This window comes from Terrabacter sp. GCM10028922, assembly GCF_042666095.1.
GTDB lineage: Bacteria > Actinomycetota > Actinomycetes > Actinomycetales > Dermatophilaceae > Terrabacter.
In genome coordinates this window covers 21,563-34,924 of the sequence record NZ_JBHTFG010000007.1, presented here as the reverse complement: position 1 = coordinate 34,924, position 13,362 = coordinate 21,563, and the positions used below count along the sequence as shown (strand labels likewise).

The window sequence follows — 13,362 nt, the reverse complement described above, 5'->3', positions numbered from 1 at the left end:
CGGACCACTTCCCTGCCACCGAAAGTAGGTGAAGGCGTGGAGGTGGTGGTGGGCCCGACCGGGCTCGCCACCACCTCCGGCCGAGCAACGTGCTGACATATCTCATCCGGCGCCTGATCGGCGCCATCGTGCTGCTCTTCATCGTGTCGGCCGTCGTCTTCGCCATCTTCTTCCTCGTGCCCCGCATCGCCGGGGCCACCGCCGACGACCTCGCGTCGCGCTACGTCGGCAAGAGCGCCGGCGCCGAGCAGATCCACCAGACGGCGGTCCGCCTCGGCTTCACCGACCCGGTCTGGGTGCAGTACGGCCGCTTCGTCAAGGGCATCGTCGCGGGCGCGGACTACGACACCGGCGCGAGCATCGACCACTGCCCCGCGCCGTGCCTCGGCTACTCCTTCATCACGCAGAACCCTGTCCTGCCGGACCTGCTCGACCGACTACCGGTCACGCTCATCCTCGCGGCGGGCGCAGCGTTGCTGTGGCTCGTCGGCGGCGTCTTCACGGGCGTCGTCTCTGCGCTCAGACGCGGCAGCGCCCTCGACCGCAGCCTCATGGGGGTCGCCCTCGCTGGCGTCTCCCTCCCGATCTTCTTCACCGGCCTGCTGTCGCTGTCGATCTTCAGCTACGGCCTCAAGTGGACGTATGGCGGTGGGTCCAGCCCGCTCGACGCGACCAGCCCGCTCGACCTCGTCCACCGCATGCTCCTGCCGTGGATCACCCTCGCGTTCCTCTACGCCGCGGCCTACGCGCGGCTCACCCGCGCGGGCATGCTGGAGACCATGGGCGAGGACTACATCCGCACGGCACGTGCCAAGGGCCTCAGGGAGCGCGACGTCGTCGTCAAGCACGGCCTGCGAGCGGCCCTGACCCCGATCCTCACGATCTTCGGCCTCGACCTGGGCCTTCTCCTCGGCGGTGCCATCCTCACCGAGACGACCTTCTCCCTGCCGGGCATCGGCCAGTACGCCGTGCAGGCCATCACGAACAACGACCTTCCCAAGGTGCTCGGGGTGACCCTCCTCGGAGCCATCTTCATCATCGTGGCCAACCTCGTCGTTGACCTCCTGTACGCCGTCGTCGACCCGAGAGTCCGCACCTCATGACCCAGTCAACGCAGCCGCCCGCCGCCGGGCCCGCCGGCTCGCCCGCCGACGCGCCTGCCAAGCCCCGACGCCGCAAGGGCGACACGGCGTCCGTCAACGCCCTCGACGGCATCGGCGGGCTCGGCGCACCGGCGCCCGACGCGTTCCTGTCCGTACGCGACCTCCGGGTCCACTTCCCCACCGACGACGGCATCGTCAAGTCGGTCGACGGCCTCTCGTTCGACCTCGCGCGTGGCAAGACCCTCGGGATCGTCGGCGAGTCCGGCTCGGGCAAGAGCGTGACGAGCATGTCGATCATGGGCCTGCACAAGCCGGGCACCGTCCGGATGACCGGGTCGATCCGGCTCGGCGGCGAGGAGCTCATCGGCGCGAGCCCCGAGTCGGTGCGCTCGTTGCGCGGCAAGCGCATGGCGATGATCTTCCAGGACCCGCTCTCGGCGATGCACCCGTTCTACACGGTGGGCCACCAGATCATCGAGGCCTACAAGGTCCACCACCGCGTCAGCACGTCCGTCGCGAGGAAGCACGCGATCAGCATGCTCGACCGCGTCGGCATCCCCCAGGCGAACAGCCGCATCGACGACTACCCGCACCAGTTCTCGGGCGGCATGCGCCAGCGCGCGATGATCGCCATGGCCCTCTCGTGCGACCCCGACCTGCTCATCGCCGACGAGCCGACGACCGCGCTCGACGTCACGGTGCAGGCGCAGATCCTCGACCTCATCCGTGACCTGCAGCACGAGTTCAACTCCGCGGTCGTCATCATCACGCACGACCTGGGCGTCGTCGCCGAGCTCTCCGACGACATCATGGTGATGTATGCCGGCCGGTCCGTGGAGTACTCCCGTGCCGAGGACGTCTTCGAGAGGCCGCAGCACCCGTACACGTGGGGCCTGCTCAGCTCGATGCCCCGCCTCGACCGGGTGCGCACGGAGCGCCTGCGGCCGATCGTCGGCACCCCGCCGAGCCTGATCAACGTGCCGTCCGGCTGCCCGTTCCACCCCCGGTGCGCGTACCGCGACCGCAACCACGGCCTGAGCCAGTCGCAGCGTCCGCCCTTCGCCGAGACGGTTCCGGGCCACTACTCGGCCTGCCACCTCACCGAGGCGGACCGCAGGACCATCTGGGAGAACGACATCAGGCCGACGCTGTGACAGGCATCCCGTCCGTCCACGCCGCCCCGTCCGGTCGAGCCTCGCGAGACCTCAGCACAGGAGCCCCATCGTGACCACCACCCGCGTGACGCCGACCGCGTCGAAGCACCTGGGCGAGTCGCTGCTGCAGGTCACCGACCTGACGAAGCACTTCCCGATCCGCCGGGGCCTGCTCCAGCGCCAGGTCGGCGCGGTCCAGGCCGTCGACGGCCTGACCTTCGACGTGACCCGCGGCGAGACGCTCTCGCTCGTCGGCGAGTCGGGATGCGGCAAGACGACGACCGGTCGCATGCTGACGCGGCTGCTCGAGCCGACCGCCGGCTCGATCCTGCTCGAGGGCGAGGACATCACGCACTGGTCCGCCGGGAAGCTGCGTCCGTTGCGTCGCGACGTCCAGATGATCTTCCAGGACCCGTACGGCTCGCTCAACCCGAGGCACACCGTCGGCACCATCGTCGGGGCGCCCTACCGCCTGCAGAACATCAAGACCGAGAAGGGCATCAAGCGCGAGGTCCAGGACGTGCTGGAGCTCGTCGGGCTCAACCCCGAGCACTACAACCGCTACCCCCACGAGTTCTCGGGCGGCCAGCGTCAGCGCATCGGCATCGCCCGGTCGCTCGCACTCAAGCCGAAGCTCATCGTCGCCGACGAGCCGGTCTCTGCCCTCGACGTGTCGATCCAGGCCCAGGTGATCAACCTGCTGGAGGACCTCCAGGACGAGCTCGGACTGACCTACGTCGTCATCGCCCACGACCTGTCGGTCGTGCGGCACATGTCCGACCGGGTGGCCGTCATGTACCTCGGCAAGCTCGTCGAGATCGCCGACCGGGACGAGCTCTACACCCGGCCGATGCACCCGTACACGACCGCGCTCCTCTCGGCCGTACCGATCCCCGACACGCAGCGGCGCACGAAGCGCGAGCGCATCCGGCTCGAGGGCGACGTCCCGAGCCCGGTCAACCCGCCGCCCGCGTGCCGTTTCCACACACGGTGCTGGAAGGCGCAGGAGATCTGCAAGACGCAGGAGCCCCCGCTCGTGGAGCTGGCGCCGCGGCACCAGGTCGCCTGTCACTTCCCCGAGAACCTCGACGTGCCCCCGCCCCAGCCGGACGCGCCGCTCGGCGACGTCGTGCCCGACGACGCTCCCACTGCGGGCGCCGGGGCCCCCGCCGACGACACGGCATACGGCGACCGACCGAACCCGCGCCCCTGAAGCCCGGCCCGCGCCGGGGAAGCAAACGCTGACCGGGATGGTTGAGCGTTGCATGAAGGTCGAGATCTGGTCTGACATCGCGTGCCCCTGGTGCTACATCGGCAAGCGCCGTTTCGAGAAGGCGCTCGACGCGTTCCCGCATCGTGACGACGTCGAGGTGCACTGGCGCAGCTACCAGCTCGACCCCACGCTTCCCGACCACCACGACGGCACCGAGCTCGACTACCTCGTGCAGCGCAAGGGCATGTCGCGCACGCAGGTGAGCCAGATGTTCGACCAGGTGACGGCCATCGCCGCCGACGAGGGCCTGCGCTACGACTTCGGCTCCGTCGTCGTGGCCAACAGCTTCGCCGGCCACGAGCTGCTCCACCTCGCCAAGGCGCGCGGTGCCGGAGATGCCGTCAAGGAGGCGTTGCTCTCGGCGCACTTCGAGCACGGTGAGGACATCGGCGACCGCGACGTCCTCGTCCGCATCGGTACCGAGGCCGGTCTCGACGCGGACGAGATCAGGCGTGACCTCGACGCACACACGTGGCGTGACGCCGTCGGCGCCGACATCAGTGCCGCCCACCAGCTCGGCATCCGCGGCGTGCCCTTCTTCGTCCTCGACGAGAAGTACGGCGTCTCCGGCGCCCAGCCCACGGAGCTGTTCGCCCAGGCTCTCGAGCAGGCCTGGCGCGCGTCGCACCCGCTCGTCATGGTCCAGGCGGGCGCGACCCCCGGTGGCGCTGGCGCCACCGGCGCCGGACAAGACGCCGCTGCGTGCGGCCCCGACGGCTGCGCCATCTGACTCTCGGGGCCGAGCCGGCGCCGTCCTGGACGCGGTCCCGCCGACCTCGCGCGGCTCCGTCACTGCTCCTCCCCACGCAACAGTGACGTAGCGCGCCTGCGTGGAGGCGGGCACGGAATGGTCCTGGACGCGCTGCTCGTCGAGGGCATCGCGCTCTCCGACGAGGCGGTCGGCCTGGCGGTCGCGACCGTCGCGGCACGGCCACCGACCGCACGGGCTGAGGACGCTCCTTCGCGGTCCCGACCCGGACGCAAGGAGAGGCGCCACTCGCTCGGGGGTTCGAGTGGCGCCTCTTCACCTGCACCATCGGCGGAGGCGGCCTCCGCGTTACACGTCGGTTCATGAACCGGTTCTCACACCGGTTCGCACACCGCCTCGGACAACGCCCTGGGCGATGGCGCCGTGGGGAGAAACCGAACAGTCGGGACACGCCACCACAGATGGGCACCCTTGTCCCACGCCGGTCCCGACGGACCATTGCCGACCTCACGACCCGGTGGGACCGTGTTGTGATCCACCTCACACGCAACTCACATCGAGGACGTCAATGAGAACTCCACGGGCGATCTCCATCGCCGTTGCCGCGACCGCAGTCGTCGCGGCCCTCCTTGTGGCAGTTCCGTCCCAGGCCGCGCCCAGCGCGGGGCCGGTGGACCGAGGCCACATCGACGCGTACACCGCGACCGTGACAGCCGAACAGCGCAGCCAGCTCGCGAAGCTCGGTCACGACCTCAGCGAACAGGGGCGCGCCAAGGACCAGGTCCAGCTGTACCTGACACCGGGTCAGCGAGACGACATGCGCAAGCTCGGGATCAACCCGCAGCTCACGAGAGTCAAGGGCGGCAAGACCGTCCGGGAGTTCGCCGCCCAGCAGGCCGTGAACGGCTTCACCGTCTGGCGCTCGTACGACGAGGCCGGTGGCATCCGCGACCAGATGTACGCTGCCGCCGCCGCCAACTCATCCGTCGCCAAGCTCGTCAAGCTCGGCACCTCGGTCCAGGGCCGCGAGATCCTCGCCGTCAAGCTGACCCAGGGCGCACCGGGCCAGGCCGACGGCAGCCGACCGGCCGTGCTCTACAGCTCGACGCAGCACGCCCGCGAGTGGATCTCGACCGAGGTCAACCGCCGACTCATGAAGTGGTACATCGACAAGTGGAGGGCCAACGACCCCGGGGTCAAGGCCCTGCTGCAGACCACCGAGCTGTGGTTCGTCCTGGTCGCCAACCCCGACGGCTACCAGTACACGTTCGAGCACGAGCGCCTGTGGCGAAAGACGTTGCGAGACAACAACGGTGACGGCCAGATCACGGTCGGCGACGGTGTCGACCCCAACCGCAACTGGCCGAACCACTGGGGCTATGACAACGAGGGCTCGTCCGACATCACGTCGAGCGAGACCTACCGCGGCACCGGCCCCGTGTCCGAGCCCGAGACGGCGGCGCTCAAGGGCCTGCTCGACCGGATCGGATTCGCCTTCCAGGTCAACTGGCACTCCGCCGGCCAGTGGCTGCTCTATCCCGAGGGCTGGCAGATCGCCACACCGACAGCGGACGACCCGATCTACTACGCCATGTCCGGCAACCTCGACAAGCCGGCCATCGAGGACTTCCACCCCGGCCTGAGCTCGGACGTCCTCTACGTCACGAACGGCGAGACGACGGACTACGCGCACGCCGTGACCGACGCCCTCGCGTGGACGCCGGAGCTCTCGGAGGGCTGCGCGGGCTGCGGGTTCGTCTTCCCCGACGACGACGCCCTCGTGCAGGAGGAGTTCCTCCGCAACCTGCCGTTCGCCGACTCCGTGGCGCGATCGGCGCTCGACCCGGACGATCCGGTGTCCGTCGTCGGACTCGACACCGAGCCCTTCTACATCGACAGTGCCGACCCGTACAAGCGCGGGGTTCCCGGCACGCAGCTGAGCTTCGCCTACTCCTACGGGGATCCCCAACCCGTGGCCGTCAACGCCAAGCGAAGCCTCGGAGCCGTGACCGCGAAGTACCGCATCAACGGAGGCCCGGTGAAGTCGGCCCCCACCGCGGAATGGGCAGGCGGCGAGACCTCCACACCGGCGTCGGTGTACTACCACCAGATGCGTGGACAGGTGAAGGGCACCAGTCCCGGTGACTCGGTCCAGGTGTGGTTCGAGGGTGGCGGCGAGGTCAGTCCGTCGTTCACGTACCGAGCCGTCTCCGAGAGCAGTGACCGGGTGCTCGTCGTCGCGGCAGAGGACTACACCGGCGCATCGCCGGTGCAGAACACCAACGGCCCGCACTACGCGAGCTACTACACCGCGGCGCTCACCGCGAACGGCATCGCCTCGGACGTCTACGACATCGACGCCCGTGGACGCACCGCACCCGACGCGCTCGGAGTGCTGAGCCACTACGACACCGTCGTGATGGAGACCGGTGACGACGTCATCACGCGGCGCGCCGGGTGGGGTCCCGGAAACGCCGACCGTCTGGCCCTGGACGAGCTGCTCGAGCTGCGCGCGTACCTCAACGAGGGTGGCACCGTGATGTATGCCGGCGACTTCGCTGGTCAGCAGTACGCCAGCAGCGTGACCGAGCAGCTCTACGACCCACAGGGCGAGATCCAGTGCGACACGGTGCCTGCTCCCTCGGTGGATCCGCGCCGCTGCCTGTTCCTCTCGGGGTCGGGTGACGGGACGAACGACGTGCTGCAGTACTCCTTCGGCGCCTTCCTCGTGGTCTCCGAAGACGGCCTCGACGCGCGCGGCCGTGCCTTCGACTCGGTCGGCATCGACACCCCGTTCACCGGGTTGACGTGGGGACTCAACGGTGGCCAGAGCGCGAAGAACCAGGACATCACGGCGTCGTTCCTCGCGACGAGCGCGATCCTGCCTGTGTCCGACTTCCCGCAGTTCGAGAGCTGGCCGTCGTCACGCTGGGTGAAGCCGGGCGGCCCCTTCGAGCCGCACACCGGCACGCAGTACGTCTATTCGCAGGTCGCGGACGTGACGTACAAGCGGCTGACGCGGCAGGTGGCGGTGCCCGCCGGCGGAGGTTCCCTCTCGTTCTGGACGTCGTACGACACCGAGCAGGCCTGGGACCACGTGTTCGTCGAGGCCCGCACTCCGGGCGGCGACGACTGGACCACCCTGCCTGACCTCAACGGTCACACGACCACCGCGACGGGCGACAGCTGCCCCGAGGGGTGGCAGGACCTGCACCCGCACCTGGCGCACTACCAGACGTTCACCGACAACCCCGAGCCCGCGGACGACACCTGCACGTCCACCGGTACGACGGGGTCGTGGAACGCCGCGTCCGGCAGCTCGGGTGGCTGGGTGCAGTGGAACGTCGACCTGTCCGCGTGGCAGGGCAGGACGGTCGAGATCTCGATCGCGTACGCCAGTGACTGGGCCGTGCAGGGCGTCGGCGCCTTCGTCGACGACATCACGTACCCGAACGGGACGACGGAGTCATTCGCGACGGACCTCGGAGGATGGGTCGCCGGGCCGGCTCCCGCAGGTAGCGCCGCCAACGCCAACACGTGGATACGTACGGACGCCAGCGGGTTCAAGGTCGGCAACTCGGTCACGACCCCCGACACCGTGATCCTCGGCTTCGGGCTGGAGGGAGTGACGTCCGCGGCCAAGCGCACCGCACTGATGGGTGCCGTCATGGGTCACCTGCTGCAGTGAGGCGACCCGGCCGGTGACAGGAGAGAGGCGCCACCCGATCGGGTCCGGGTGGCGCCTCCTCTGCACGTCTCATCGGACGAGAGGGCCGCGGCGTTACCGGCACCTGCGGATGCGGTGGGCGTCGGTCTCGTGGTTCCCGACCTCGACCGCGCTGAAGGACCGCGTCAGCTGCGTCCGTGCTCCTGTCTGGCCTCCTCGACCAGGCGCCTCGCGTCACGACGGCCGGATTCGACTGACGCCGTGCGACTCCCGCCCCAGAATGGGAGCCGAGCAGCATGGTGGTGAGGAGATCGCGACGATGACCGAGAGCGTGGACGGACGGAGGATCTCCGACGTCGTCGACCGGATGACGGTGCTTCTCGACGCCATGCCCGCGCACCTGGCGGCGCGTCGTACGTTCCTCGCGACCTACCTGCGCACCACCCGCGCCGTGGCGAGCGCGGTCGAGAGTGCCGCCTTCGAGGATCCCGCGTGGGTCGCGGCCTGGGACGTCGTCTTCGCCGACCTCTACCTCGACGCCCTCGACGCAGATCTCGCCGCCGACCCCGCGCGGCCGGCGCCTCGTCCGTGGCGGCTCGCGTTCGCCGCGCCGCCGGACCTGCCGCCCCTGCGCCAGGTGCTCCTCGGCATCAACGCGCACATCAACTACGACCTGCCCCAGGCCCTGCTCGGCGTCATCAGTGACGAGGAGTTCGCCGATCCGCGGGTGGTCGACAAGCGGCGCCGCGACCACGAGCGCATCGACGCCGTGCTGGCCGGCAGGGTCGCCGCTGAGGACGACGAGCTGGCCGCGCAGTCGGCGCGGAGCATCGTCGACCGTCTGCTGACCCCGCTCAACCACCGCGCCTCGGCGCGCTTCCTCCGCGAGGCGCGGAACAAGGTGTGGCACAACACGATCGAGCTCCAGCACGCCCGCATCGCCGGTCCCGAGGCGTATGCCGTCCGGCTCGCCGAGCTCGAGGTGCTCAGCGCCGCACGGATCGCCGACCTGCTCGCGCCGGGGCAGGTGCTGCTGCGGCTCGCGGTTGCGGGGTTCGGCGTCCTCCTCCCGCCGGCGGCGTGAGGCGGCGTCACCGCCAGCGGGTCACTCCGCGAGGAAGGCGGCGACCCGCTCCTTGGGCCGTCCGATGATCGCGCGGTCGCCGCGGACCACCACCGGGCGCTGCAGGAGCCTGGGATGCTGCGTCAGGACCGCGACGACCTGCTCGCGCGTCTCGACGTCCGCGTCGGTCAGGCCGAGCTCGCGGAAGTGGGTGTCACGGCGCACCAGGTGGGTCGGGGCGTCCTCGAGCTTGTCGAGCAGGTCCTCGAGCTGGGCCGCGTCGAGCGGGTGGCGCAGGTAGTCGACGACGTCCGCAGACACCTCCGCCTCGCCGATGCGCTCCATGGCCGCACGGGAGGTGGAGCAGCTCTGGTTGTGCAGGATCGTCACGTCGCTCATGGTCCAGACCCTAGCCGGGGCACTCGCCTTCAACGCCGGCCCGGTGCGCCCACGGCGCACCCGACGACCGCAACGTGTCGCTCACATCGGCGCAACCGGCCGGACACGTCCGTCGGGCACCGTGGGGTCACCAGGCCCCGACCCGAAGGGCAGCACCATGGAGACGACCGAGCGAGGGATTGCCCTCGTGGCCCATGACAACAAGAAGCCCGAGCTGCTCCGCTGGGCCGCGTTCAACAGCGAGACGCTCGCCAGGCACCGGCTCTTCGCGACGGGCACCACGGGAACGCTCCTGCAGTACGAGCTCGGCCTCCCCGTCACGCGACTGCTCAGCGGACCCGTCGGCGGCGACCAGCAGATCGGTGCACGCATCGCCGAGGGCACGATCGACCTGCTCGTCTTCTTCTGGGACCCGCTCGAGCCACAGCCGCACGACCCCGACGTCAAGGCACTGCTGCGCGTGGCCGCCGTCTGGAACACCGCCGTCGCGTGCAACGTGGCCAGCGCGGACCTCATGATCTCCTCCCCGCTCCTGTCGGGCGACTACACGCCGGTCCGCCCCGACTTCGGCGACCGAGTGCTGACGGGCGACATGTCCGCAACACCCGACGGCCCCACCCTCGTCGCCTGACGAAACGCCGTCACCGCTGGGTGCCGCCAGCTCGTCGCGGATCACCCAGACCACCGGCATCGGAACCGTGGCGGGAATCCTGCGGGCTCGAGAGGCTCATCGCCGCAACCATCCAGCCACGGCGGGGTGAATGCGGCCGCCCGCGCAGGAAAGAGGCTACGCCCCACGTCCGGATCGTCACGTACTCCTATGTGATGTAGATCACAGTGCGACACCCGCAGTCGTCAGGTCATACTATGACCCAATAACCCGAGCGATCGGGCCATGAAGTCGATGGAGACGGAGCGCGCGACATGCAGGATGCGACAAGGACGACGCAGACCCGGGTGGGGGTCATCGGCCTCGGGGCCATGGGCTCCGGCATGGCGGCGTCGGTGAGACGCGCGGGCTATCCCGTCGCTGTCTTCGACGTGCGCCCCGAGGTCGCCCGCGCGTTCGCCCGTGAGGGCGGCACGGCGCACTCCTCCCCCGCCGAGCTCGCGACGACCGTGGACGTGCTCGTCAGCGTCGTCGTCAACGCGGCCCAGGTCGAGGACGTCCTCTTCGGCGCCGACGGCGCGGCCGACCGCCTGCGCGAAGGTTCCGTCTTCGTCATGTGCTCGACGGTCGACCCGAGCTGGTCCGTGGCCCTCGAGGAGCGCCTCGCCGAGCGCGGCATCCTCTACCTCGACGCTCCCATCTCCGGCGGCGCGGTCAAGTCGGCCGCGGGCGAGCTGACGATGATGACGTCGGGTTCGGCCGCGGCATACGCCGTGGCGGCGCCGGTGCTCGACGCGATGAGCGGCACCGTCTACCGGCTCGGCGACCGCGCCGGCAACGGATCCAAGGTCAAGATCGTGAACCAGCTGCTCGCAGGCGTCCACATCGCTGCGGCCGCCGAGGCCATGGCGCTCGGCATCAAGGCGGGCGTCGCCGCCGACGACCTCTACGAGGTCATCACGCACAGCGCCGGCACCTCGTGGATGTTCGAGAACCGGATGGCGCACGTGCTCGCCGGCGACTACACGCCCCTCTCAGCCGTCGACATCTTCGTCAAGGACCTCGGCCTCGTTCTCGACGCCGCCGGGCCGACCCGTTCACCGCTGCCGCTTGCTGCCGCCGCGCACCAGATGTTCCTCCAGGCCTCGGCCGCGGGCCTCGGCCGCGAGGACGACAGCGCCGTGATCAAGATCTTCCCCGGCATCGAGCTGCCGACGCCCGTCGTGGACGCCGACACCGTCGACGGCCTGGGTGCCTGACATGTCGGTCCGACTCGGCTGCATCGCCGACGACTTCACGGGCGCCACCGACCTCGCGAACAACCTCGTGCGCGCAGGCATGCGGGTGGTGCAGACCATCGGCACCCCCGACGGGTCAGCCGCCGACATCGCGGACGCCGACGCCGTCGTCATCGCGCTGAAGTCGCGCACGGTGCCGGCCGCCGAGGCGGTCGCGCTCTCGCTGGAGGCCCTCGACTGGCTCCGCACGGCCGGTGCCGAGCAGATCTACTTCAAGTACTGCTCGACCTTCGACTCCACGGCGGCCGGCAACATCGGGCCCGTCACCGAGGCGCTCATGGCGGCGCTCGAAACCGACTTCACCGTGGCCACGCCGGCGTTCCCGGACAACGGACGCACCGTGTTCAAGGGCCACCTCTTCGTCGGTGACGTGCTGCTCGAGCGCAGCGGCATGCGGCACCATCCGCTCACCCCGATGACGGACTCGAACCTTGTGAACGTCCTTGCGGCGCAGTGCTCTTGCCAGGTGGCACTCATCGACCACCGGGTCGTCGCCGACGGGCCCGAGGCGGTTCGGGCCCGCATCGAGCAGCTGCGCGCCACCGGCGTCGGCATCGCCGTCGTCGACGCCGTCAGCAACGACGACCTTCTGCGGCTCGGGGAGGCCCTCGCGGGCCTGCCACTCGTGACGGCCGGTTCGGGCGTCGCCATCGGCCTGCCGGCGAACTGGGGCATCGCACCGTCCGAGGAGGCTGCGACCCTGCCTCCGGCCACAGGCCGGCAGGCCGTGGTCTCGGGGTCGGTGTCGGTCGCGACGAACGGCCAGGTGGTCGACTACCTCGGCCGCGGGCTCCCCGCCTACACCGTCGACCCCCTGCGCATCGCCGCCGGTGAGGACGTCATCGGCGCGGCGCTCGACTACGCCGACGCCCACCTCGGCTCCGGGCCCGTGCTCGTCTACTCCACCGAACAGCCGGATGCCGTCCGCTCGGTGCAGGGCCGACTCGGCGCTGCCGAGGCCGGCGAGCTCGTCGAGCAGACCCTCGCCGGCATCGCCCGTGGGCTCGTCGAGCGCGGCGTGCGCCAGCTCGTCGTCGCCGGCGGAGAGACGTCCGGCGCGGTGGTGCAGGCGCTCGGCGTCGACCGGCTGCGCATCGGGGGGCAGATCGACCCCGGCGTTCCCTGGTGCGCGGCGCCCCTGCCGGGCGGCGAGACGCTGCACGTCACCCTCAAGTCGGGCAACTTCGGCACCCCCGACTTCTTCACGAAGGCACTCGCCGCTCTCGAGGGGAGCACGTCATGACCAGCCACGCCGTCGACGAGACCGCCACAGCGACAAGCTCGCCCATCGGCAGCGCCGGCGCGGTCGCCACCGCCCGCGCAGAGATCGTGCGGGTGGGCCGGAGCCTGCACAGCCGCGGCTACGTGCACGCGAGCGCCGGCAACCTCAGCACCCGCGCCGGCGACGACGTGCTCATCACCCCGACCGATGCGACGCTCGGCTTCCTCGAGGCCGAGCGGATCTCCGTCGTCGCACCCGACGGCCAGCAGCGCTCGGGAGACCGGGCGAGCAAGACCCTCGCCCTGCACCGAAGCATCTACGCCGGCTCGGCCGAGGCCGGGTTCCTCATCCACACGCACTCGACGCACCTCGTGGCGCTGACCCTCTCGGGCGTCTACCAGCCGGGCGACATCCTGCCGCCACTCACGCCGTACTACGTCATGAAGGTCGGCCACGTGCCGCTCATCCCCTACCACCGCCCCGGGCACCCCGCGGTCGTCGACCTCGTCGAGCAGGCGATCGCGGATGCCGCTGGGCGCGGCACCCCGATCCGCGCCGTCATGCTCGAGCGCCTCGGGCCCGTCGTCTGGGGCCCGACCGCCGACGCCGCCATGGCGGTGCTCGAGGAGCTCGAGGAGACCGCGCGGCTGTGGCTCCTCACCGACCGCCGACCCGAGCCGCTCCCGCCCCACGCCATCCAGGAGCTGAAGGACACCTTCGGCGCCACGTGGTGACCTGCGTCTGACGAACGACCGTCTCGACGCGCGAGAAAGTTCCGCACCACCAGCACACCCAGCACCGCCTGCAGCAACCAGCACAGCTCGTCCCACCACCTCAGGCATCCTGAGCGACAAGGAGGTCGCA

The 13,362-nt window shown here is 70.3% G+C and carries 11 protein-coding genes; 10 read left to right on the top strand and 1 reads right to left on the bottom strand.

Going from position 1 to position 13,362, the window contains the following annotated elements; translation table 11 throughout:
- The first annotated feature begins 89 nt into the window (after positions 1-89).
- From ACFQU3_RS07665 to ACFQU3_RS07640, 6 genes are all read left to right on the top strand, one after another.
- A complete protein-coding gene (locus tag ACFQU3_RS07665; RefSeq protein WP_385908348.1) occupies positions 90-1,103 on the top strand; it encodes an ABC transporter permease in 1,014 nt (337 codons plus the stop codon).
- Complete coding sequence (locus tag ACFQU3_RS07660; protein WP_385908346.1) at positions 1,100-2,257, top strand: ABC transporter ATP-binding protein; 1,158 nt, start codon at positions 1,100-1,102, stop codon at positions 2,255-2,257. The genes ACFQU3_RS07665 and ACFQU3_RS07660 overlap by 4 nt, the downstream gene beginning before the upstream one ends.
- 67 nt (positions 2,258-2,324) lie before the next feature.
- Entirely contained in the window at positions 2,325-3,470 is a 1,146-nt protein-coding gene (locus ACFQU3_RS07655) for an ABC transporter ATP-binding protein (protein ID WP_385908611.1), read from the top strand.
- Between the two features lie 52 nt (positions 3,471-3,522).
- Entirely contained in the window at positions 3,523-4,260 is a 738-nt protein-coding gene (locus tag ACFQU3_RS07650) for a DsbA family protein (protein ID WP_385908344.1), read from the top strand.
- Positions 4,261-4,807: 547 nt separating this feature from the next.
- Positions 4,808-7,927, top strand: coding sequence for a M14 family zinc carboxypeptidase (locus tag ACFQU3_RS07645; protein ID WP_385908342.1), 3,120 nt, complete (start codon positions 4,808-4,810; stop codon positions 7,925-7,927).
- Between the two features lie 298 nt (positions 7,928-8,225).
- On the top strand, positions 8,226-8,990 hold the full coding sequence (locus ACFQU3_RS07640) for a DUF5995 family protein (protein WP_385908340.1): 765 nt from the start codon (positions 8,226-8,228) through the stop codon (positions 8,988-8,990).
- 21 nt (positions 8,991-9,011) lie between these two features.
- On the opposite strand, the gene ACFQU3_RS07635 is transcribed toward ACFQU3_RS07640, so the two are convergent.
- Complete coding sequence (locus ACFQU3_RS07635; protein ID WP_385908338.1) at positions 9,012-9,368, bottom strand: arsenate reductase family protein; 357 nt, start codon at positions 9,366-9,368, stop codon at positions 9,012-9,014.
- Between the two features lie 157 nt (positions 9,369-9,525).
- Here ACFQU3_RS07635 and ACFQU3_RS07630 point away from each other — a divergent pair, with 157 nt between their 5' ends.
- The 4 genes from ACFQU3_RS07630 (at position 9,526) to ACFQU3_RS07615 (ending at position 13,232) form a co-directional block, all read left to right on the top strand.
- Positions 9,526-9,999 carry a methylglyoxal synthase gene (locus tag ACFQU3_RS07630; protein ID WP_385908336.1) on the top strand — a complete coding sequence of 158 codons (474 nt, stop codon included), beginning with the start codon at positions 9,526-9,528 and terminating at the stop codon, positions 9,997-9,999.
- Positions 10,000-10,292: 293 nt separating this feature from the next.
- Positions 10,293-11,237, top strand: a complete 945-nt coding sequence (gene ltnD / locus ACFQU3_RS07625) for an L-threonate dehydrogenase (protein WP_385908334.1) — start codon at positions 10,293-10,295, stop codon at positions 11,235-11,237.
- Position 11,238: 1 nt separating this feature from the next.
- Positions 11,239-12,519: a 3-oxo-tetronate kinase gene (gene otnK, locus ACFQU3_RS07620; protein ID WP_385908332.1), complete on the top strand. Its 1,281-nt coding sequence runs from the start codon at positions 11,239-11,241 to the stop codon at positions 12,517-12,519.
- The gene (locus ACFQU3_RS07615; RefSeq protein ID WP_385908331.1) at positions 12,516-13,232 is read left to right on the top strand and encodes an aldolase; all 717 of its coding nucleotides are present in this window, start codon (positions 12,516-12,518) and stop codon (positions 13,230-13,232) included. The genes otnK and ACFQU3_RS07615 overlap by 4 nt, the downstream gene beginning before the upstream one ends.
- The last annotated feature ends 130 nt before the right edge of the window (positions 13,233-13,362 follow it).

Coding starts and splice junctions, on each gene's coding strand:
- ACFQU3_RS07615 (WP_385908331.1), top strand. CDS start 12,516: ATGACCAGCCACGCCGTCGACGAGACCGCCACAGCGACAAGCTCGCCC.
- ACFQU3_RS07645 (WP_385908342.1), top strand. CDS start 4,808: ATGAGAACTCCACGGGCGATCTCCATCGCCGTTGCCGCGACCGCAGTC.
- ltnD (WP_385908334.1), top strand. CDS start 10,293: ATGCAGGATGCGACAAGGACGACGCAGACCCGGGTGGGGGTCATCGGC.
- ACFQU3_RS07650 (WP_385908344.1), top strand. CDS start 3,523: ATGAAGGTCGAGATCTGGTCTGACATCGCGTGCCCCTGGTGCTACATC.
- ACFQU3_RS07640 (WP_385908340.1), top strand. CDS start 8,226: ATGACCGAGAGCGTGGACGGACGGAGGATCTCCGACGTCGTCGACCGG.
- ACFQU3_RS07635 (WP_385908338.1), bottom strand. CDS start 9,368: ATGAGCGACGTGACGATCCTGCACAACCAGAGCTGCTCCACCTCCCGT.
- ACFQU3_RS07660 (WP_385908346.1), top strand. CDS start 1,100: ATGACCCAGTCAACGCAGCCGCCCGCCGCCGGGCCCGCCGGCTCGCCC.
- ACFQU3_RS07630 (WP_385908336.1), top strand. CDS start 9,526: ATGGAGACGACCGAGCGAGGGATTGCCCTCGTGGCCCATGACAACAAG.
- otnK (WP_385908332.1), top strand. CDS start 11,239: ATGTCGGTCCGACTCGGCTGCATCGCCGACGACTTCACGGGCGCCACC.